The organism is Luteimonas flava, assembly GCF_036584485.1.
Classification (GTDB): domain Bacteria; phylum Pseudomonadota; class Gammaproteobacteria; order Xanthomonadales; family Xanthomonadaceae; genus Luteimonas; species Luteimonas flava.
In genome coordinates, this window is the sequence record NZ_JAZHBM010000003.1 from 872,261 (window position 1) to 892,871 (window position 20,611).

The 20,611-nt window shown below is 68.2% G+C and carries 16 protein-coding genes; 13 read left to right on the plus strand and 3 right to left on the minus strand.

Translation table 11 applies throughout. From position 1 onward, the window contains the following. The first annotated feature begins 2 nt into the window (after nt 1-2). The 10 genes from V3391_RS16415 to lpxC all read left to right on the plus strand — a co-directional run bounded on the left by V3391_RS16415 (nt 3) and on the right by lpxC (nt 12,525). Nucleotides 3-1,481 carry a UDP-N-acetylmuramoyl-L-alanyl-D-glutamate--2,6-diaminopimelate ligase gene (locus V3391_RS16415; RefSeq protein WP_332079721.1) on the plus strand — a complete coding sequence of 493 codons (1,479 nt, stop codon included), beginning with the start codon at nt 3-5 and terminating at the stop codon, nt 1,479-1,481. After that, nucleotides 1,478-2,860 carry a UDP-N-acetylmuramoyl-tripeptide--D-alanyl-D-alanine ligase gene (locus V3391_RS16420; protein WP_332079502.1) on the plus strand — a complete coding sequence of 461 codons (1,383 nt, stop codon included), beginning with the start codon at nt 1,478-1,480 and terminating at the stop codon, nt 2,858-2,860. Before V3391_RS16415 ends, V3391_RS16420 begins: the two co-directional genes overlap by 4 nt. Further along, the gene (gene mraY / locus V3391_RS16425; protein WP_332079503.1) at nt 2,850-3,935 is read left to right on the plus strand and encodes a phospho-N-acetylmuramoyl-pentapeptide-transferase; all 1,086 of its coding nucleotides are present in this window, start codon (nt 2,850-2,852) and stop codon (nt 3,933-3,935) included. Before V3391_RS16420 ends, mraY begins: the two co-directional genes overlap by 11 nt. Continuing rightward, nucleotides 3,935-5,272, plus strand: coding sequence for a putative lipid II flippase FtsW (gene ftsW / locus V3391_RS16430; protein WP_332079504.1), 1,338 nt, complete (start codon nt 3,935-3,937; stop codon nt 5,270-5,272). The genes mraY and ftsW overlap by 1 nt, the downstream gene beginning before the upstream one ends. Then, nucleotides 5,269-6,723, plus strand: a complete 1,455-nt coding sequence (murC, locus tag V3391_RS16435; protein ID WP_332079505.1) for a UDP-N-acetylmuramate--L-alanine ligase — start codon at nt 5,269-5,271, stop codon at nt 6,721-6,723. The genes ftsW and murC overlap by 4 nt, the downstream gene beginning before the upstream one ends. Further along, nucleotides 6,720-7,694 (plus strand): D-alanine--D-alanine ligase, encoded by a 975-nt coding sequence (locus V3391_RS16440; protein WP_332079506.1) that lies wholly within the window; start codon nt 6,720-6,722, stop codon nt 7,692-7,694. Before murC ends, V3391_RS16440 begins: the two co-directional genes overlap by 4 nt. Then, on the plus strand, nt 7,691-8,518 hold the full coding sequence (locus tag V3391_RS16445; RefSeq protein WP_332079507.1) for a cell division protein FtsQ/DivIB: 828 nt from the start codon (nt 7,691-7,693) through the stop codon (nt 8,516-8,518). Before V3391_RS16440 ends, V3391_RS16445 begins: the two co-directional genes overlap by 4 nt. Beyond that, entirely contained in the window at nt 8,515-9,750 is a 1,236-nt protein-coding gene (gene ftsA / locus V3391_RS16450) for a cell division protein FtsA (RefSeq protein WP_332079508.1), read from the plus strand. The genes V3391_RS16445 and ftsA overlap by 4 nt, the downstream gene beginning before the upstream one ends. A gap of 136 nt (nt 9,751-9,886) precedes the next feature. Then, a complete protein-coding gene (gene ftsZ / locus V3391_RS16455; protein ID WP_232134304.1) occupies nt 9,887-11,170 on the plus strand; it encodes a cell division protein FtsZ in 1,284 nt (427 codons plus the stop codon). 446 nt (nt 11,171-11,616) lie between these two features. Then, on the plus strand, nt 11,617-12,525 hold the full coding sequence (gene lpxC / locus V3391_RS16460; RefSeq protein ID WP_332079509.1) for a UDP-3-O-acyl-N-acetylglucosamine deacetylase: 909 nt from the start codon (nt 11,617-11,619) through the stop codon (nt 12,523-12,525). Between the two features lie 213 nt (nt 12,526-12,738). Here lpxC and V3391_RS16465 read toward each other — a convergent pair whose 3' ends face one another. Continuing rightward, nucleotides 12,739-13,206: a DciA family protein gene (locus V3391_RS16465; protein ID WP_332079510.1), complete on the minus strand. Its 468-nt coding sequence runs from the start codon at nt 13,204-13,206 to the stop codon at nt 12,739-12,741. A gap of 8 nt (nt 13,207-13,214) precedes the next feature. Between V3391_RS16465 and V3391_RS16470 the strand changes: the two genes are divergently transcribed. The 3 genes from V3391_RS16470 to V3391_RS16480 all read left to right on the plus strand — a co-directional run bounded on the left by V3391_RS16470 (nt 13,215) and on the right by V3391_RS16480 (nt 18,459). After that, entirely contained in the window at nt 13,215-14,126 is a 912-nt protein-coding gene (locus V3391_RS16470; protein ID WP_425497281.1) for a M23 family metallopeptidase, read from the plus strand. Between the two features lie 394 nt (nt 14,127-14,520). Then, nucleotides 14,521-17,274: a preprotein translocase subunit SecA gene (gene secA / locus V3391_RS16475; RefSeq protein WP_332079511.1), complete on the plus strand. Its 2,754-nt coding sequence runs from the start codon at nt 14,521-14,523 to the stop codon at nt 17,272-17,274. Nucleotides 17,275-17,511: 237 nt separating this feature from the next. Next, nucleotides 17,512-18,459 (plus strand): Nudix family hydrolase, encoded by a 948-nt coding sequence (locus V3391_RS16480; RefSeq protein ID WP_332079512.1) that lies wholly within the window; start codon nt 17,512-17,514, stop codon nt 18,457-18,459. A gap of 644 nt (nt 18,460-19,103) precedes the next feature. On the opposite strand, the gene coaE is transcribed toward V3391_RS16480, so the two are convergent. Both coaE and V3391_RS16490 read right to left on the minus strand, forming a co-directional pair. Beyond that, nucleotides 19,104-19,718 carry a dephospho-CoA kinase gene (gene coaE, locus V3391_RS16485; RefSeq protein ID WP_332079513.1) on the minus strand — a complete coding sequence of 205 codons (615 nt, stop codon included), beginning with the start codon at nt 19,716-19,718 and terminating at the stop codon, nt 19,104-19,106. Between the two features lie 13 nt (nt 19,719-19,731). Beyond that, nucleotides 19,732-20,595 carry a prepilin peptidase gene (locus tag V3391_RS16490; RefSeq protein WP_332079514.1) on the minus strand — a complete coding sequence of 288 codons (864 nt, stop codon included), beginning with the start codon at nt 20,593-20,595 and terminating at the stop codon, nt 19,732-19,734. Nucleotides 20,596-20,611: the final 16 nt, after the last annotated feature.

The window sequence follows — 20,611 nt, forward strand, 5'->3', positions numbered from 1 at the left end:
CGATGGCCCTCAACGCATTGTTGCCCGACGTGGCTGCGGTGCCGGCCGACACGGTGATCACCGGTCTGGTGCAGGACAGCCGCGCGATCCGTCCGGGCGACGCCTTCGTCGCGATCGGCGGCTTCGGCACGCACGGTCTGCACTTCACCGACGTCGCGCGCGCCGCTGGTGCCAGCGCGATCCTGTTCGAACCGCCGGTGCCGGCGGAGATTGCGTCGCTGCCGGCCGATGCGATCGCCGTCGCCGGTCTGCGTGCGCGCATGGGCGCGATGGCCGATACGTTCCACGGCCAGCCGTCGCGCGCGATGACGATGGTCGGCGTGACCGGCACCAGCGGCAAGACTTCGACGGTGCAGCTGCTCGCGCAGGCCTTCGAGGCCATCGGCACGCGCGCTGGCACCATCGGCACGCTCGGCGCCGGTCTGCATGGCGCCGTCGAGCCGACCGGCTTCACCACGCCGCTGGTGCTGCAGACGCATGCGCTGCTCGCGCAACTGCGCGACGCCGGCGCAGCTGCGGTGGCGATGGAAGTCAGCTCGCACGCGCTCGACCAGGGCCGCGTCGACGCGGTGCATTACGACGTTGCGGTGTTCACCAACCTCACCCGCGACCATCTCGACTACCACGGCGACATGGCCGGCTATGGCGCGGCGAAAGCCAAGCTGTTCGTGCGCGAGGGCCTGAAGGCCGCCGTGATCAACATCGACGATGCCTTCGGCGCGACGCTGCCCGCGCAACTCGCCGACGGCGTCCGCGCGATCATGATCAGCGCCGCCGGCGATGCCGCCGCCGACATCGCCGCGCACGACATAGCGCTCGACGACCGCGGCATCGGGTTCTCGTTGCGCATCGACGGCCAGTCGCTGCCGGTACGCGCGGCGCTGCTCGGCCGCTTCAACGTCGACAACCTGCTGGTCGTCGCCGGCGTGCTGCGCGCGCTGGAACATGCCCCCGCGGACATCGCGCGCGTGCTCGCCAGGCTGCAGCCGATTGCCGGCCGCATGAACCGCCTCGGTGGCGGCGACACGCAACCGCTGGTCGTCGTCGACTACTCGCACAAGCCCGATCCGCTGCAGCAGGCCCTGCAGTCGCTGCGCGGCCATCTGCGCGGCGAGCTGGTCTGCGTGTTCGGCTGTGGCGGCGAGCGCGATACCGGCAAGCGTCCGCAGATGGCGGCCATTGCCGAAGCCAATGCCGACCGCGTCATCGTCACCGACGACAACCCGCGCGGCGAAAACGGCGATGCGATCGTCGCCGACATCATGGCCGGCTTCGCACGACCCGAGTCTGTCGCGATCGAGCGCGACCGTCGCCGCGCGATCGAACGTGCGATTGGTGAGTCGAAGCCGGGCGACATCGTGCTGATCGCCGGCAAGGGCCACGAGCCCTACCAGGAGATCGACGGCGTGCAGCATGCGTTCGACGACCGCGTCGTCGCGCAGGCCGCGCTGGATGCACGCAACGCGGAGGGCGCGCGATGAATCCGTTGTCGCTCGCCCGCATCGCCCAGCTGGTCAACGGTCGCCTGCACGGCGTCGACAGCGATTTTCCGATCGACGCCGTCGCCACCGACACCCGCAAGCTCGACGCGGCTGAAGTGCACGCACTGCTGTTCGTCGCGCTGAAGGGTGACACCTTCGACGGGCACGATCACGTCGCCGATGCCGCGGCCCGCGGTGCGCGCGCGGCGCTGGTCGCGCGTCCGCTCGACATCGCGCTGCCGCAGATCGTCGTCGCCGATCCGCAGCTGGCGCTCGGTGCACTGGCGACCGCGGTCCAGCGTGCGCGCGCGGCGACGGTCGTGGCGATCACCGGCAGCAACGGCAAGACCAGCGTCAAGCAGCTGGTCGCCGCGATCCTGTCGCGTCACGCGTCCACCAGCTTCAACCCCGGCAACTTCAACAACGAGATCGGTCTGCCGCTGGCCGTGCTCGATGCACCGGAAGATGCGCAGTTCGCGGTCTACGAGATGGGCGCCGGCAAGCCGGGCGACATCGCGTATCTGACCGCGATCGCGCAGCCGCGCATCGCACTGGTCAACAACATCGCGCCGGCGCACATGGAGCGCATGGGCAGCCTGCTCGGCATCGCCGACACCAAGGCTGCGATCTACGATGCGCTGCCGGCCGACGGCACCGCCGTCATCAATGCCGACGATGCCTTCGCCCCGTTCTTCGCGCAGCGCGCGCACGGCCGTCGCCTGCTGCGCTTCGGCATCGAGGCCACGGCCGACATCTCCGCGCGCGACGTGCGCCTCGACGAGACCGGTGCGCGTTTCCGTCTGCTCACGCCTGTGGGCGAGGCCGACGTCGCGCTGCCGCTGCCGGGTCGCCACAACGTGCGCAACGCGCTCGCCGCGACGGCCATCGCGCTCGCGGCCGGCGTGCCGCTGGCCACCATCGTCGCCGCACTGGGCAGCGCCGAAGCCGTGTCCGGCCGCCTGGTCCGCTACACGGTGGCCGACGGCGCGGTGCTGATCGACGACAGCTACAACGCCAATCCCGGTTCGCTCAATGCCGCCATCGACACGCTCGCCGCCGGCGGCGGGGACCGCTGGTTGGTGCTGGGCGACATGCGCGAACTCGGCAGCGACGGCGCGGCGATGCACGCTCAGGCCGGCGTGCGCGCGAAGTCCGCCGGCATCGCGCGGCTGTACGCGCTGGGCGCACTGAGCGCGGCCGCGGCCGATGCCTTCGGCGACGGTGCGCGCCGATTCGATACCCACGAGGCGCTGATCGAAGCGCTGCGGGCCGACCTGCACGCCGATGCGCGCGTGCTGGTGAAGGGCTCGCGCGGCAGTGCGATGGACCGTGTGGTCACCGCGCTGCGCACCACTGAAGGAACCGGACATGCTGCTTGAACTCGCCCGCTGGCTGCAGGGTCTGGAAGACTTCTTCAAGCTGTTCGAGTACCTGACGTTCCGCGGCATCCTCGCGGCGCTGACCTCGCTGCTGCTGTCGCTGTGGCTGGGCCCGGCGGTGATCCGCAAGCTCGCCCAGTTCAAGGGCGGCCAGCCGATCCGTCAGGACGGCCCGCAGACGCATTTCTCCAAGGCCGGCACGCCGACCATGGGCGGCGCACTGATCCTGCTGACGATCTTCCTGTCGGTGCTGATGTGGGGCGATCTGCGCAACAGGTACGTGTGGGTGGTGATGGCCGTGATGCTGGCCTTCGGCGCGATCGGCTGGTACGACGACTGGATCAAGATCGTCAAGCGCGATCCCAATGGCCTGAAATCGCGCTGGAAGTACCTGCTGCAGTCGATCTTCGGCCTCGCCGCCGGCCTGTATCTCTATCTGTACGCCGACGTCGCTGCGGCCACGACCTTCTACGTGCCGCTGTTCAAGTCGATCGCCCTGCCGCTGGCCGGTATCAGCTTCGTCGCGATCGCCTACTTCTGGATCGTCGGCTTCTCGAACGCGGTGAACCTCACCGACGGCCTCGACGGTCTGGCGATCATGCCGACCGTGCTGGTCGCCTGCGGTCTGGGCGTGTTCGCGTATGCCTCGGGCAACGCGGTGTTCTCGAACTATCTGCAGATCCCGCAGGTGCCGGGCGCGGGTGAACTGGTGATCATCTGCGCGGCGATCGCCGGGGCCGGGCTCGGCTTCCTGTGGTTCAACACGTATCCGGCCATGGTCTTCATGGGCGACATCGGTGCGTTGGCGCTCGGCGCCGTGCTCGGCACGATGGCGGTGATCGTGCGCCAAGAACTGGTGCTGGTGATCATGGGCGGCATCTTCGTCATCGAAACGCTGTCGGTGATGATCCAGGTCGCCAGCTTCAAGCTGACCGGCAAGCGTGTGTTCCGCATGGCGCCGATCCATCATCACTTCGAACTCAAGGGCTGGCCCGAGCCGCGCGTGATCGTGCGCTTCTGGATCATCTCGGTGATCCTGGTGCTGGTCGGCCTCGCCACGTTGAAGGTGCGCTGATGGCCCGGCCATACGAGCAGCACGCCCACGACAGCGCCGCCCGCCAGGCGACGCGCATCGACGACATCGTGGGCCGATTCGATCCGTGGCTGGTCGGCATCATCGTGTCGATCGCGACGCTCGGCGTGATCATGGTCGCGTCGAGCTCGATCGCGATCGGCGAAGACCTCGACGTCGGCCGTTACCACTTCCTGACGCGCCACCTGATGTTCCTGGCCATCGGCCTGGCACTGGCGGTGACGGTGATGCGCACCGAACTCAAGACGGTCGAGAAGTACGACCGCTTCCTGCTGCTCGGCTGCGTGGGCCTGTTGCTGCTGGTGTTCGTGCCCGGCCTGGGGCGCTCGGTCAACGGCGCGCATCGCTGGATCTGGCTGGGTGTGTCGAACTTCCAGGTCGTCGAAGCCGTCAAGGTGATCTACATCGTCTGGCTCGCCAGCTATCTGGTGCGCTTCCGGGACGACGTCAACGCGACCTGGGGCGCGATGCTCAAGCCCATCGGCGTCGCGGTGGTGCTGGTCGCGCTGCTGCTGCTGCAGCCCGACTTCGGTTCGTCGATGCTGCTGCTGGGCGTAACCGGCGGCATGCTGGTGCTCGGCGGCGGACATCTCCAGCGCATGATGCTGCCGGTCATCGGTCTGCTGCCGCTGGTGATCGGCGTCGCCGTGCTCGAGCCCTACCGCATGCGCCGCATCACGTCCTTCATGAATCCGTGGGAGGACCAGCTCGGCGCCGGCTACCAGCTCAGCAATGCGCTTATGGCGGTGGGCCGCGGCGAGTTCGCAGGCGTAGGCCTGGGGGCCTCGGTGCAGAAGCTGTCGTACCTGCCCGAAGCGCATACCGACTTCATCTTCTCGGTGCTGGCCGAAGAACTCGGCTTCATCGGCGTGTGCCTGGTGATCGGCCTGTTCGTCGCGCTGGTCGGCCGTGCGTTGTGGGTCGGCCTGAAGTGCGTCGAGATGCGCCGCCACTTCGCCGGTTACTGCGCGTTCGGCGTGGCGCTGATGATCGGCCTGCAGAGCCTGGTGTCGATCGGCGTGAATCTCGGCCTGCTGCCGACCAAGGGTCTGACGCTGCCGCTGGTGTCCTCGGGCGGTTCCAGCGTGATGATGACCTGCGTGGCGATGGGCCTGCTGCTGCGCGTCTCCTACGAACTCGACCGCGCCCAGCGCCAGGTCGCCCGGTTGCGCGGCGATGCCGCAGCGCCGGCGCCGGCCGGCCCGGTGCGTCCCACCACCCAGCCGCCGCTGCCCGTGCAGTCGGCGTCGCTGTCGCGCGGCACCAGCCGCCTGCAGCAGCGCGTCGAACCGAGCTTCGGCGGCAGGAGCCAAGCATGATCCGTCGTCTCCACCAGACCCGCGGCCTGTCGAAGGAAGACTTCGCCAAGGTGTTCTCGCGCGTGCATTTCGTCGGCATCGGCGGCATCGGCATGAGCGGCATCGCCGAAGTGCTGTGCACGCTGGGCTACAAGGTATCGGGGTCCGACACCGCCGACAGTGCGACGACGCGTCGCCTCACGCGCCTCGGCGCGACCGTGCATCGCGGCCACGCCGCGGCGAATGTGCTCGGCACCGATTGCGTGGTCGTGTCGAGCGCGATCCGTCACGACAATCCCGAACTGATGGAAGCGCGCGCGCAGCGCATTCCGGTGGTGCCGCGCGCCGAAATGCTCGCCGAGCTGATGCGCTTCCGTCGCAGCATTGCGGTGGCCGGCACGCACGGCAAGACGACGACGACCTCGCTGACCGCGAGCGTGCTTGCCGAAGGCGGTCTCGATCCGACCTTCGTGGTCGGTGGTCAGCTGCTGGCTGCAGGCGCGAACGCGAGACTGGGCAGTGGCGACTGGCTGGTGGCCGAGGCCGACGAAAGCGACGGCAGCTTCCTGCGCCTGAATCCGCTGATCGCGATCGTCACCAACATCGACGCCGATCATCTGGAGAACTACGGCGGCGACTTCGCCCGTGTGCAGGCCGCATTCCATGAATTCCTGCACCGCCTGCCGTTCTACGGCCTGGCGGTGCTCTGCATCGACGATGCCGAAGTCGCGCGCCTCGCGTCCGAGACGCCGCGTCACGTGATGACCTACGGCCTGTCGGAAGACGCCGACGTGCGCGCCGAAGACATCGGCCAGGACGGCGCGGCGATGACGTTCACGCTGTGCCTGCCCGAAAACACCCGCATCCGGGCGCGCCTCGCGTTGCCGGGTCGCCACAACGTGCTCAACGCACTCGCCGCCGCGGCCGTGGGCTGGCAGCTCGGCGTCGCGCCGGAAGCCATCGTCGCCGCGCTCGGCCGCTTCGAAGGCATCGGCCGCCGCTTCAATCTGCTCGGCGAACTGGTCACCCCGACCGGCGCACGCGTGCAGCTGGTCGACGACTACGGCCATCACCCCAAGGAACTGGCTGCGGTATTCGAAGCCGCCCGCGGTGGCTGGCGTGATCGCCGCCTCGTGGTCGCGTTTCAGCCGCACCGCTACAGCCGCACCCGCGATCTGTTCGACGATTTCGCCGGCGTGCTGTCGGATGTCGACGCGCTGGTGCTGACCGAGGTCTACCCGGCCGGCGAAGCGCCGATCGCCGGCGCCGATGCCAAAGCGCTGGCGCGTGCGATCCGTGCGCGCGGCCGCATCGATCCCGTCGTCGTCAGCGGCGCCGACGAGCTCGCCGGCGTGCTGCCCGACATCCTGCAGGACGGCGATCTGCTGCTGATGATGGGCGCCGGTGACATCGGCGCGGCCGTGCAGCAGCTGGCGCAATCCGGTTTCCAGACGACGGAGGCCGCGCGATGAGCCTGACGCTGTCGCCGCCGCGTTTCACCGATCCGGCCGTGTTCGGCCGCGTCGCCGTGCTGCTCGGCGGCCCGGGTTCGGAACGCGAGGTCTCGCTGCAGTCGGGGCAGGGCGTGCTCGATGCGCTGCGCGCGCGCGGTGTCGATGCGCATGCCGTCGATGGCGTGCCCGCGCTCGCGAAGGCGATCGTCGCCGGCGAGTTCGACCGCGTCTTCAACATCCTGCACGGCGGCGATGGCGAGAACGGCGTGGTGCAGGGTCTGTGCGATGCGTTCGCGATCCCGTACACGGGTTCGCGCGTGCTGGGTTCGGCGCTGACCATGGACAAGATCCGCACCAAGCAGGTGTGGATGAGCCTCGATCTGCCGACGCCGCGTTACCGCCGTCTGCAGCCGGGCGACGACGTACACGCCGCTGCGCGAGAGATCGGTCTGCCGGTCATCATCAAGCCGTCGAAGGAAGGCTCGAGCGTCGGCATCAGCCGCGTGTTCGAAGACGCCGACCTGGACGCCGCGGTCGCACTCGCCGCGCGCTATCCCGGCGAGCTGCTGATGGAACAGATGGTCGAGGGCGACGAACTCACCGTCGCGGTGATCGAAGACGTCGACGGCCCGCGCGCGCTGCCGTCGATCCGTATCGTGCCCAAGGGCGCCTGGTACGACTACGACGCCAAGTACGTGTCCGACGACACCCAGTACCTGTGCCCGGGCCTGGACGGTGACGACGAGACGCGCATCGGCGCGCTCGCGGTCGATGCGTTCGTGTCGGCCGGCTGCAGCGGCTGGGGCCGCGTCGACGTGATGCGCGATCGCCGCACCGGCGCGCTGCTGCTGCTCGAAGTGAACACCGCGCCGGGCATGACCAGCCACTCGCTGGTGCCCAAGGCCGCGGCGAAGATCGGCATCGACTATCCGGCGCTGTGCTGGCGCGTGCTCGAAGCGACCATCCCTTCGGAGGTGGCGCCGCGATGAACCAGGCGTTCGGCACGATGGCGCGGGTCCTGGCCTGGGCACTGGCGATTGCGCTGGTGGCCCTGCCGGTGGTCGCCGTCGTCAACGGCTGGATCGGCGCCGAGCGCTGGCCGCTGCGCGTGCTGCGCATCAACGACGGCCTGGAACAGGTCGACACCGCGCGCGTACGCGCTGCAGTGCTGCCGCATGCGCAGCGCGGCTTCTTCGCCGTCGATCTAGGCGATGCGCAGCGCGATGTCGCACGCGTGCCGTGGGTCGCGGGCGTCGAAGTGCGCAAGAAGTGGCCGGACGTGCTGGAAGTGCGGATCGCCGAACACGTGCCGTTCGCGCACTGGGGCGACGCGCGCCTGCTGTCGACGCGCGGCCGGCTGTTCGCCGCCGAAGGCGTCGAGGCGCCGGCGGAGATGCCGCGCTTTGACGGTCCGGAGAACCGCATCGCCGACATCGTCGCGCTCTACAACGAATCCCGTGATCTGTTCGGCGGCGCCGGCGTGCAGGTCGAGCGCGTCGTGCTCGACGCGCGCGGCAGCTGGCAGCTGACGCTGTCGAGCGGCACCGAAGTCATCGTCGGCAGCCAGGAAGCGCGCCTGCGCCTGGCGCGGTTTGCACGGATGCTGCCGCGCCTGACCACCGGCCGCAGCGAGCCGCTCGCGCGCGCAGACCTCCGTTACACCAACGGCTTCGCTCTCGTCTGGGCGCAGCCCGAAGCGGCCGAAGCCGCTGCCGCTGCAGGCGCCGCGGCGCCGGCCGGCGCACCTGCCAACCGCGTCGCGGTGGCCCCGATCTCCCACGCACTCCGCATCCAGAAGCACGGCCTCACATGAACCGCAAAGGCGACAAGACGCTCATCGTCGGACTCGACATCGGCACCTCGAAAGTGGTGGCGCTGGTCGGCGAGTATTCGCCGGGCAACCCGATCGAAGTCATCGGCATCGGCAGCCACGAATCGCGCGGGCTCAAGCGCGGCGTGGTGGTCGACATCGAATCGACGGTCCAGTCGATCCAGCGCGCCGTCGAAGAGGCCGAGCTGATGGCCGGCTGCGAGATCCGCTCGGTCTACGCGTCGATCTCCGGCAACCACGTGCAGTGCCGTAACTCGCCGGGCATCGTGCCGATCCGCGACAACGAAGTGACCTGGGCCGACCTCGATCGCGTGCTCGACGCCGCCAAGGCCGTCGCGATTCCGGCCGACCAGAAGATCCTGCATGCGATTCCGCGCGAGTACGTGCTCGACGATTCGCAGGAAGGCATCCGCAATCCGGTCGGCATGACCGGCGTGCGCCTGGAAGTGCATGCGCATCTCGTGGTGTGCGCGCAGTCGGCCGCCGCCAACATCAGCAAGTGCGTGCAGCGCTGCGGCCTCTCGATCGACGATCTGATCCTGTCGTCGCTGGCCTCGAGCACCGCGGTGCTCACCTCGGACGAGCGCGAGCTCGGCGTGGTGCTGGTCGACATGGGTGCGGGCACGACGGATCTGGCGGTGTTCGTGCAGGGCGCGATCTGTCACACGGCCAGCTTGCCGATCGCCGGCGACAAGGTCACCGAAGACATCGCGCACATGCTGCGCACGCCGACGCCGGAAGCCGAACAAATTAAGGTCCGTTATGCCTGCGCGCTCGCGCAGCTGGCAACGTCGGAAGAATCGATCCAGGTGCCGAGCGTCGGCGATCGTCCGCCGCGCCGGCTGCCGCGCCAGTCGCTGGCGCAGGCGGTGCAGGCGCGTTACGAGGAGATCTTCGAGATGGTGCAGGCCGAACTGCGCCGCTCGGGCTTCGAGCAGCACGTCCGCGCCGGCATGGTGCTGACCGGCGGCGCTTCGAAGATGGAAGGCGTGGTCGAACTCGCCGAGGAAATGCTGCAGATGCCGGTGCGCGTGGGCATTCCGCAGCACGTCACGGGCCTGGGCGAAGTGGTCGGCAATCCGGTGCACGCCAGCGGCGTGGGCCTGCTGCTGATGGGCAGCCAGATCGAGCACCCGCGGCGTCCGGTGGTTTCCGGCGGTCGCGCCGGCGGGTGGGTGAAAAAGATGTGGGCGCGGTTCAACGGCGAATTCTGATTCGCGCCAGTGCGGGATGCGGCGGGCAGGGCGACGGCGACAGACGCAAGTGCGGCAGGCGGTACCTAAACCAATAGATGCCGGGAAGGACGTGGACACCACGCCGAACCCGGCCCAAACCCAGAGGACGACGGACATGGCACATTTCGAACTGGTCGAGAAGATGGCTCCAAACGCGGTGATCAAGGTCATCGGCGTCGGCGGCGGCGGCGGCAACGCGGTCGCCCACATGGTCAACAACAGCGTCGACGGCGTGGAGTTCATCACCGCCAACACCGACTCGCAGGCGATCAAGAATTGCGGCGCCAAGCTGCAGCTGCAACTCGGCAGCAGCGTCACCAAGGGTCTGGGCGCAGGCGCCAACCCGGAAGTCGGCCGTCAGGCCGCACTCGAAGACCGCGAGATCATCATGGATGCGCTGCAGGGCGCGGACATGGTGTTCATCACCGCCGGCATGGGCGGTGGCACCGGCACCGGCGCAGCGCCGGTCGTCGCGCAGCTGGCCAAGGAGATGGGCATCCTGACCGTCGCCGTGGTCACCAAGCCGTTCCCGTTCGAAGGCCGTCGCCGCATGCAGGTCGCGCTCAAGGGCATCGAAGAGATGTCGGCGCATTGCGACTCGCTGATCACCATTCCCAACGAGAAGCTGATCACCGTCCTGGGCCGTAACGCCACGATGATCCAGGCCTTCCGCGCCGCCAACGACGTGCTGCTGGGCGCCGTGCAGGGCATCGCCGACCTGATCGTCCGTCCGGGCCTGATCAACGTCGACTTCGCCGACGTGCGCACCGTGATGTCGGAAATGGGCCTGGCGATGATGGGCACCGGCAACGCACGTGGCGACGACCGCGCGCAGGCCGCCGCCGAAGCCGCGATCCAGAACCCGCTGCTCGACGACGTCAACCTGGCCGGCGCCAACGGCATCCTGGTCAACATCACCGCCGGCGCGGACTTCACGATGGCCGAGTTCGACGAAGTCGGCCGCACCGTCGAGAACTTCGCCAGCGAAGACGCGACCATCGTCATCGGCACCGTGCTCGATCCCGACATGCAGGACGAAGTCCGCGTGACCGTGGTCGCCACCGGCCTCAACCGTGCACCCGCGCGCGCCACCGGTTACAACGGCGACAGCGCCGGCCGCGGCAAGCCGCAGGTGCAGCTGATCAGCAACAACCAGCGCGGTGTCCGCGACGGCACGACCGGCATGCTGATCGACGACGAGTCCGACGCCGTGGCCCCGTACAGCCCGGGTCACAGCATCGCGGCCTCGCTGCGCGGCAACGGTGGTGGCGCGTCGGCGGCCTCGCCGCTGCGTGGTGCGACCCGCGCCGAATCGTCGGACGCGCCGAAGGCGGCCGACTTCGGCAGCGACAGCAGCTACCTGGATATTCCTGCTTTCCTGCGTCGCCAGGCTGACTGATGCCATCCATGGCGCAGATCATCGGCTCCGGCAGGTCCGGCCCGGCCATCCATGGCCAGGCGCGCGACGAAGCGCGAGGCAGTGCCTCGCAAGCGCTTCGTCGCGCCCTGCGCCGCCCGGCCGACTGATCCGCGTCGATCGCGGCAGTCCGTCGTGCGCGCACCGTTGAGCGGTGCGCGGCGATGGCGTGCCGCTGCATGGCGGATCGTCCTCCCGCCATGAAGCTTTGCCCGGCGTCGCGTTGTCCGCGCGGCGCCTTTGGGTCCACCGGGGTTCCCGGTGGACCGTTTTCCGGCGCTGCCGTGCGGATTTCCGCATGCATCCGGCGTTCTGAAGCACCGCCGCGCTTTCGTTCAGGTTCAGGCGGTGCCGTGATAATCTGCCCCCCGGTTCCGATGACAGTCCCATGACGGACACGCGGATCCTCCCTCCCTGCGGACTCCCCCATGCCCCGCCAACGCACCATCAAGAACGTGATCCGCGCGACAGGCGTCGGCCTGCACAGTGGCGAGAAAGTGTTCCTGACCTTGCGTCCGGCAGCGCCCGACACCGGCATCGTGTTCCGCCGTGTCGACCTGGATCCCGTGGTCGAGATTCCGGCTGACGGCAACCTCGTCACCGAAACCACGTTGTGCACCGGCCTGAGTTGCGGCCCGGCCAACGTGCAGACCGTCGAACACCTGATGTCCGCGCTCGCGGGCCTGGGCGTCGACAACCTCTATATCGAACTGTCCGCGGCCGAAGTGCCGATCATGGACGGCTCGTCCGGTCCTTTCGTGTTCCTGCTGCAGTCGGCCGGCGTGGTCGAGCAGGACGCGCCCAAGCGTTTCATCCGCGTGCTCAAGCCGGTGGAAGTGCGCGAAGGCGACAAGATCGCGCGCTTCGAGCCCTACGACGGCTTCAAGCTCGACTTCACCATCGCCTTCGATCACCCGGCGATCCCGGTCGCGCAGTCGCGCGCCGAAGTCGAGTTCTCGACCGAGGCCTACATCCGCGAAGTCAGCCGCGCACGCACCTTCGGCTTCATGCGCGATCTCGAATACATGCGTGAGCGCAACCTCGGCCTCGGCGGCTCGATGGACAACGCGATCGTGCTCGACGAGTTCCGCGTGCTCAACGACGACGGCCTGCGCTACGCCAACGAGTTCGTGCGGCACAAGATCCTCGACGCGGTGGGCGATCTGTACCTCGCCGGTCACCCGATCCTCGGCCGTTTCGTCGGCTACAAGTCCGGCCACGCGCTCAACAACAAGCTGGTGCGCGCATTGCTGGCCGAAGCGGATGCGTGGGAAAAGATCAGCTTCGACCAGACCGCGCCTGCGCCGGTCGCCTACGGCACGCCCGCGATCGCCTGATCCGCGGCATTCAGCTTCGGCAATCCGCGATGAACTTCTTCGACATCGAGTCGGAGCAGTTCAGGGCTCACCGCGCAGATAACAGAAATTTAACTTTGAATTTCTGAATATTTAATTTTCAGTTAACTTCCCGCCGACGCACCGCCGGTAGGATGCCCGCTCCCCTTCACCCGACGTCGACGTCGGTGACCAGGGGAAGACGGATCTCCCGACTCATCGCGTCCCGTTGTCGTCGTCATCAGGCGGTTGCAACGAGGCCAGCGCGGCTGCCACGGCCTTGCGGGCCACGGCGGACGGCGGTGTCGGACGGGCACGGCCTGCATCGACTTCCGGTCGAAGCGGTCGGGTCGAGGTCCTGATCACGATGTCGCTGACATCCAGCCCGATGGACCGGGCGGCGTCGAGCAGCACATCGGCCGACAGGCGCAGCCTGGCGTGCCAGATGGGCGAATCGACGAGGAAGACCAGCCTGCTGCCATCGACATTGGCCAGCCGCGCATGCGGCGCCAGCGACGGCGGGAGCAGGGGAACGAGGCGGCGGTCCAGCGCGTCGAGCCACATGGCCCGGCGGATCGGATCGGCCGACGCACCACCCAGTGCCGCGTCCAGCGCGGCCGTCGGAATCCCGCTACGGGATGCACCGATGCGGGGTGGCTTGGACCTGGACCTGAAATCAGACATTGGCACGCATGACTCTAGATTCGTTGTTGAATGATATGCGCGGCCGCGCTGCGCAGGTGGCCGCCAAGGCCCGCGCACTCGCGGTCCGCAAGCCCCTCACCGTCATGACCGCCGTTGCGGTCGCCAGCCTGTGCGGCGGCGCCGCGCTCAATGCCGCCGAAGTCGCGCGCATGCACGGCGTGGCCTCGGCGAACGAGCAGGGCATCGAAGACACCCGCCGCGACGCGCAGCGCGAGATCAACGCACTCGCCGCCCGCATGGGCGAACTGCAGGCGCAGGCCAACCGGCTCAATGCCCTCGGTGACCGCCTTGCGCGTGGCGCGGGCCTGGAAGACGGCGAGTTCGACTTCGACCGTCCGGTCGGCCAGGGTGGTGCGGAACCGGCGCGCGACATGCCGGCCCGCAAGCTGATCGGCGGCATGGACGCGCTCGACGGCGATCTCGCCAACTCCGGCCAGCAGCTCTCCGTGCTCGAAGCGCTGCTGTTCGATCGCCGGATCGAGCAGAACGCACTGCCGTCGCGCTCGCCGGTGGCGAGCAGCTACGTGACCTCGTCCTACGGCTATCGCGCCGACCCGTTCGGTCGCGGTGGCCAGTTCCACAAGGGCATCGACTTCGACGCCCGCACCGGCGATCGCGTGATGACCGTCGCCGATGGCGTGGTCAGCTACTCGGGCGTGCGCAGCGGCTACGGCAATGTGGTCGAAGTGGACCACGGCAACGGCTACGTGACCCGCTACGCGCACAACTCGCGCAACGTGGTGAAGGTGGGCGACCTGGTCCGCGTCGGCGACGAGATCGCGAAGGCCGGCTCGACCGGACGCTCGACCGGCGCACACGTGCACTTCGAAGTCTGGGAGAACGGCCGCGTGCAGAACCCGCGCAAGTTCCTCGGCGACATGGGCGTCAGCCGGCAGTAAGTTTTTTTTGCCTGCCTCCGCGTGCGGAGCAGTGGACCCTTCATGGGCCAAAGGCCGGGACTGGGTGAGCCTCCCGCTCGCAAGCGTGCGGGTATCGCATTCGAGATGGCGCCCAGATCAGGCGATCCGGTCTGCGCTGATCGCCACCGTCCAACCCGCCCCCACGCCGCCGGGGCGGGCTTCAGTCCGCTGACGCAGATGACGTCCCGCTCGCCACGTCGTGTGCGATCGACGGTCGGTCGCGCACGAGCGGCGAGTCGCTTGAAAACGCCGCTGCGCTCCCCAAGCTACAATGCGTGTTGCCATCGAGGGGCGCCAAGCGCCCTTTTTCTTGTTTGCGGATTCGGGGGAAACCGCCCCGGGCCGCGTTCCGTCTCCAGAACCCGGACTTCCAATGCTCAATCGCCTGCTCACCAGCGTCTTCGGTAGCCGCAACGACCGTTTCGTCAAACAGCTCGAGAAGATCGTTGTGAAGATCAACGCGCTCGAGCCGCAGATGGAGGCGCTGTCGGACGCCGAACTGCAGGCCAAGACCCCCGAGTTCAAGGACCGCGTCGCCAAGGGCGAAACGCTCGACAAGATCCTGCCCGAAGCCTTCGCGGTCTGCCGCGAGGCCAGCAAGCGCGTGCTGGGCATGCGGCCCTACGACGTGCAGCTGATCGGCGGCATGGTGCTGCACATGGGCAAGATCGCCGAGATGCGCACCGGTGAGGGCAAGACCCTCGTCGGCACGCTGCCGACCTACCTCAATGCGCTCGAGGGCAAGGGCGTCCACGTCATCACGGTCAACGACTATCTGGCGCGTCGCGACGCCGCGCAGATGGGCAAGCTCTACAACTGGCTGGGGCTCACCGTCGGTGTGATCTGGCCCGGCATGCCGCACGGCGAAGCCAAGCGCGATGCCTACCGCGCCGATATCACCTACGGCACCAACAACGAGTTCGGCTTCGACTACCTGCGCGACAACATGGCGCTGTCGAAGGCGGACCGGTACCAGCGCGGTCTCAACTACGCGATCATCGACGAGGTCGACTCGATCCTGATCGACGAAGCACGCACGCCGCTGATCATCTCCGGCCCGGCCGATGATTCGCCGGAGCTCTACATCAAGGTCAACCGCATCGTCCCGTCGCTGGTCCGCCAGGAAGCCGAGGACGGCGACGGCGACTTCTGGGTCGATGAAAAGGCCAAGCAGGTCCACCTGTCCGAAGCCGGCCAGGAACACGCGGAAGAACTGCTGCGCAAGGCCGGCATCCTGGGCGAAGACGACAGCCTGTACGCGCCACAGAACATCCACGTCGTGCATCACCTCAATGCCGGCCTGCGCGCGCATGCGATCTACCAGCGCGACGACCACTACATCATCCGGGACGGCGAAGTCATCATCGTCGACGAGTTCACCGGCCGTACGCTGCCGGGCCGCCGCTGGTCCGACGGCCTGCACCAGGCGGTGGAAGCGAAGGAAGGCGTGCCGGTACAGCGCGAGAACCAGACGCTCGCCAGCATCACGTTCCAGAACCTGTTCCGCATGTACGGCAAGCTGTCGGGCATGACCGGTACCGCGGATACCGAAGCGTTCGAATTCGAAAGCATCTATTCGCTCGAAGTCGTGGTGATCCCGACGCATCGCCCGATGATCCGCAAGGACGCGCCCGATGCGGTGTTCCTCAACCGTGCCGGCAAGTACCGCGCGGTCGCGCGCGAGATCCAGGCCGCGAACGAGCGTGGCCAGCCGGTGCTCGTCGGTACGACGTCGATCGAGGTGTCGGAACTGCTGTCCGAGCATCTGCGCAAGGAAGGCATCCACCACGAGGTGCTCAACGCCAAGCAGCACGAGCGCGAGGCGACGATCATCGCGCAGGCCGGTCGTCCGGGCGCAGTGACCATCGCCACCAACATGGCGGGCCGCGGTACCGACATCGTGCTCGGTGGTTCGCTCGAAACCGAACTGGCGACGCTGGAAGCCGAGACCGGCGTGCCGGTCGACGACGCGACGAAGGCGAAGCTGCGCAGCGAGTGGCAGGTGCGCCACGACGCGGTCAAGGCGGCAGGCGGCCTGCACATCATCGGTACCGAGCGCCACGAATCGCGCCGCATCGACAACCAGCTGCGCGGCCGTTCCGGCCGTCAGGGTGACCCGGGTTCGAGCCGCTTCTACCTGTCGCTCGAAGACAACCTGATGCGCATCTTCGCCGCCGACTGGGTGCAGAAGGTCATGGCGCGCATGGGCCTGCAGGAAGACGACATCATCGAATCGCCGCTGGTCACCAAGCAGATCGCGAACGCGCAGCGCAAGGTCGAGGCGCACAACTTCGACATCCGCAAGAACCTGCTCGACTTCGACGACGTCAACAACGACCAGCGCAAGGTCATCTACGGCCAGCGCGACGAACTGCTGGATGCCGAAAGCATCCAGGAGAACGTCGACGGCATCCGCGCCGATGTGGTCGCCGGCATCGTCGGCCGCTACGTGCCGCCGCAGTCGATCGATGAACAGTGGGACCTGCCGGGCCTGGAATCGGAGATCGACCGCGAGTTCAGCGTGCGTCTGCCGCTGACCGAGATGGCCAAGACCAGCGAGGAGCTCGATTCCGAGCAGATCGCCGAGCACGTGCAGAAGGAAGTCGACCGCCTGTTCGCCGAGAAGGAAGCCTCGCTCGGTGACGAGACGATGCGCATGCTCGAGAAGCACATCATGCTCAACGTGCTCGACCAGGGCTGGAAGGAGCACCTGGGCCGCATGGACTACCTGCGCCAGGGCATCCACCTGCGCGGCTACGCGCAGAAGCAGCCGAAGCAGGAGTACAAGCGCGAAGCCTTCGAGCTGTTCTCCGAGATGCTGGACAAGGTCAAGCACGACGTCGTGACGATGCTGGCGCGCGTACGCGTGCGCAGCGAGGACGAGATCGCCGCGCTGGAAGCCGAAGAGCGTCGCCAGGTCGAAGCCAAGCTCAACCAGGCCCAGTTCCAGCACGCCGACGCCGGCGGCTACGGCGCCGACGAAGAAGCGGAAGACGTGCGCGCCGCCGCCGCGTCGCAGGGCGCGCAGGCGCCGATCGTCCGCGACGGCGACAAGGTCGGCCGCAATGATCCGTGCCCGTGCGGCAGCGGCAAGAAGTTCAAGCACTGCCACGGGCAGTTGAGCTGAGTTCCGGGCAGTGGTTCTCGGCAGCTCTCCCTCCGGGAGAGACTTGAGCCAAGGTCGACGCGGACCGCTCGTCGGCTGCGGGCAAGGCGCCCATGGAGCCCTGCAAGCCGGTCTTGCCTGGAACTCAGGGCGCCGGGGACCGACCATCGCATCGGATGCGAGCCTGACCATCGCGATGGCTGGCAAACCGCCCGCACCCCGCCTAACCTGACCGCCCTCTCCGAACTTCCGAGCGGCATGAGCGAACGCGTCATCGAGGTCGTCGCCGGCGTCATCACCGACAAGCGCGGCCGGATCCTGCTGTCGCGCCGCACGCCCAATCGCGACATGCCGGGTCTCTGGGAGTTTCCAGGCGGCAAGCGCGAAGCCGGCGAAACGCCCGAGGCCGCCCTGATCCGTGAGCTCGACGAAGAGCTGGGCATTCGCGTCACCGTCGGCCCGCCGCTGATGGCGGTGCCGCAGCGGTATCCGACCAAGCGCCTGCGGCTCGACGTCCGTCACGTCACCCACTGGGACGGCGTGCCCAAGGGGCGCGAAGGGCAGGCGCTGGCCTGGGTCGCGCCCGAGAAGCTTGGCCGCTACTCGATGCCGCCGGCAGATCTCCCCGTCGTCGCCGCGCTGCAGACCCCCGACCGTTACCTCGTGACACCGCCCCCGGGCGACGCGGACGCGCCCTGGCTGCAGGCGCTCGATGACGCCCTCCGGCGCGGTATCCGGCGCATCCAGTTGCGCCTGCCGGGCATCGCGGACGCGCGCCAGCACGCGCTCCTGCAGCAGGCAGCCGTCCGCTGCCGGAGACGTGACGCGCAACTCCTGTTCAACGGTCCCGTCGAAGCTGCGCTGGCGGCGGGTGTTGGCGTCCATCTGAAGGCATCCGTTCTCCAGACACTCGCCGAGCGCCCGGTCCCGGAAGGCACGCCGCTGGCAGCGTCCTGCCACACGGCTGACGACCTCTCGCACGCCGCCCGCCTGGGCTGCGATTTCGTCGTCCTCGGTCCTGTCGCCGAGACCGCCAGTCATCCCGGCGCACCCGGCATCGGCTGGACCGCCTTCGCCCACCTGCGCGAGACCACGGCGTTGCCGATCTACGCCATCGGCGGCATGAGTCCCGACGACATCCCCGAAGCCCGCCGCCACGGCGCCCAGGGCATCGCCGCGATCCGGAGCCTGTGGTCGCCCGGCTGAGCGCATGGCGCGCTGCGCGAGCATTCGTAGGATTGGTAGAGCGAAGCGAAACCCATCGCGCTCGCCCGATACAGACGATGCGAGCGTCTGACCGCATACCGGAAGAGCGTTCGGGTTCAGTCCATCTCGCCACGCGAGTAACTCCGCAAAAGCCCGAGTTCGGCAGTTGCCTGCACGCTTTACGAGCCTGCGGGCGAACACTGCGTGGTGATGGCAGTCATCGACGCGCGCTGCGCGATGCGCAGGCGACACGCATCGATGGCCGAAGCAGTGCTGCAGAGCCCGTCTCCCTCCGGGAGCGGGGTTGGAGTGAGGGCGGATGCTCGCGATACGGCCTGCACGATCGAGGTGGCACCCGCTTTTCCAGCCTGACCGGGCCCCGGTTTGCATCATGGAGCGAGGGAGGATCGCATCGGCAGCCGTCGTCGAAAGCGAATGGCGCGGAGACCCACGTCTGCCTGCCGGAGAGAACGCGTTCCAGCGCTCGACCCGTTGCCGCGCGGTCAGCGTGGGCGGCCAGGGCCGCGATGTCGCGTGACGTATGGCGTCCAGGCGAACGATGGGTTTTGTGCCTCGCTCCATCCTATTCGACGGTCGTCGACGGGCCTCGCTGACGCGCACGCTGCAGAGCGACTCCTTGCCGCTTAGGAGCCCGACGCCGCCATCGCGCGATACTTCCTGTCCAGCACACCCACCGCAGCACCCAGCGCCTCGAGCGTGCCGTCGTTGACGATCACGTCGTCCGCAACCGCCAAGCGCGCCTCGCGCGAGGCCTGCGCAGCGACCATCCGCTCGGCGAGAATCTCGTCGATCCCGTCGCGTGCGAGCAGGCGGGACAGCTGCAGATCGCGCGGCACGTCGATCACCAGCACCCGATGCAACCACGGATAGGCCGCGCGGCCGCCTTCGGTCAGCAACGGAATCGCCGCCACCGCATAGGGCCCGGGTGCCGCCTCGCAAGCGGCCCGCAACGCAGCGCGCACACGCGGATGGATGATGGCTTCGAGTCGCAGACGGGCCTGCGGATTCTCGAAGATCCGGCGCCGCATCGCGGCGCGATCCAGACCGCCGTCCTCTGCGAGCGCCTCCGCCCCGAACGCATCGACGACCGCCGCCAGTCCCGGACTGCCCGGCGCGACGGCCTCGCGCGCCGCGAGGTCTGCATCCGCGACCACGATGCCGCGTCGCTCGAACGCCTGGGTCGCTGCGGTCTTGCCCGAGGCGATCCCGCCGGTCAGGCCGATGATCAACGCGCTCATCGCGACGCTGCGGTCAGCCGAGGCCGGCGAATTGCTTGTAGCTGTCGACCAGATCGTGACCCCACATGAAGGTCACCCAGCCCGCGATGGCCAGATACGGCCCGAACGGGATCGGCGTCGACCGGTCACGCCCCTGCACGGCGAGCATGATCGACCCGATGATCGCGCCGGCCACGGCCGACAGCAGGATGATCGGCAGCAGCCCGCTCAACCCGCACCAAGCACCGAGCGCGGCCAGCAACTTGAAGTCGCCGTGCCCCATGCCTTCCTTGCCGGTCGCCTGCTTGAACAGCCACCACACCGTCCACAGGCTCGCGTAGCCCACCACCGCGCCTAGAAGGGCCGGTTTCGCGGGCATGTAGAGGTTGTCGAGACTCGCGATCAGTCCCAGCCACATCAGCGGCAAGGTGAGCGAGTCGGGCAGCAGCTGCGTCCGCACGTCGATACCGGACGCCGCGACCAGGAACCCGGTCAACACCAGTGCACCGAACCCCTGCCAGCCGAATCCGAAGCGCCAAACGCAGGCCACGAACAGCAGCATCGTCAACAGTTCGACCGCCGGATACTGCGCCGAAATCGGCGCCTTGCAGCTGCGGCACTTGCCACGCAGCGCCAGCCAGCTCACGACGGGAATGTTCTCGTACCACGACAGCTGATGGCCGCAATGCGGGCAGTGCGACCGCTCGACGACGATCCCCGGCGGCGGCGGATCGTACAGCTCCGGCTCCCCCAGCATCTCCCGCGAGTCACGCTTCCACTGCCATTCCATGCGCCGTGGCAGGCGCAGGATCACGACATTGAGGAAGCTGCCGACCAGCAGGCCGAAGCCGGCCGCCAGTGGGAAGCCCAGTGCGGGGTTCTGGTCGAGGAACGCCATCTATGCAATCACCAGC

Excerpts from the sequence above, each read along its gene's own strand:
- V3391_RS16415 (WP_332079721.1), top strand. The coding sequence starts at position 3 with ATGGCCCTCAACGCATTGTTGCCCGACGTGGCTGCGGTGCCGGCCGAC.
- V3391_RS16420 (WP_332079502.1), top strand. The coding sequence starts at position 1,478 with ATGAATCCGTTGTCGCTCGCCCGCATCGCCCAGCTGGTCAACGGTCGC.
- mraY (WP_332079503.1), top strand. The coding sequence starts at position 2,850 with ATGCTGCTTGAACTCGCCCGCTGGCTGCAGGGTCTGGAAGACTTCTTC.
- ftsW (WP_332079504.1), top strand. The coding sequence starts at position 3,935 with ATGGCCCGGCCATACGAGCAGCACGCCCACGACAGCGCCGCCCGCCAG.
- murC (WP_332079505.1), top strand. The coding sequence starts at position 5,269 with ATGATCCGTCGTCTCCACCAGACCCGCGGCCTGTCGAAGGAAGACTTC.
- V3391_RS16440 (WP_332079506.1), top strand. The coding sequence starts at position 6,720 with ATGAGCCTGACGCTGTCGCCGCCGCGTTTCACCGATCCGGCCGTGTTC.
- V3391_RS16445 (WP_332079507.1), top strand. The coding sequence starts at position 7,691 with ATGAACCAGGCGTTCGGCACGATGGCGCGGGTCCTGGCCTGGGCACTG.
- ftsA (WP_332079508.1), top strand. The coding sequence starts at position 8,515 with ATGAACCGCAAAGGCGACAAGACGCTCATCGTCGGACTCGACATCGGC.
- ftsZ (WP_232134304.1), top strand. The coding sequence starts at position 9,887 with ATGGCACATTTCGAACTGGTCGAGAAGATGGCTCCAAACGCGGTGATC.
- lpxC (WP_332079509.1), top strand. The coding sequence starts at position 11,617 with ATGCCCCGCCAACGCACCATCAAGAACGTGATCCGCGCGACAGGCGTC.
- V3391_RS16465 (WP_332079510.1), bottom strand. The coding sequence starts at position 13,206 with ATGTCTGATTTCAGGTCCAGGTCCAAGCCACCCCGCATCGGTGCATCC.
- V3391_RS16470 (WP_425497281.1), top strand. The coding sequence starts at position 13,215 with ATGACTCTAGATTCGTTGTTGAATGATATGCGCGGCCGCGCTGCGCAG.
- secA (WP_332079511.1), top strand. The coding sequence starts at position 14,521 with ATGCTCAATCGCCTGCTCACCAGCGTCTTCGGTAGCCGCAACGACCGT.
- V3391_RS16480 (WP_332079512.1), top strand. The coding sequence starts at position 17,512 with ATGAGCGAACGCGTCATCGAGGTCGTCGCCGGCGTCATCACCGACAAG.
- coaE (WP_332079513.1), bottom strand. The coding sequence starts at position 19,718 with ATGAGCGCGTTGATCATCGGCCTGACCGGCGGGATCGCCTCGGGCAAG.
- V3391_RS16490 (WP_332079514.1), bottom strand. The coding sequence starts at position 20,595 with ATGGCGTTCCTCGACCAGAACCCCGCACTGGGCTTCCCACTGGCGGCC.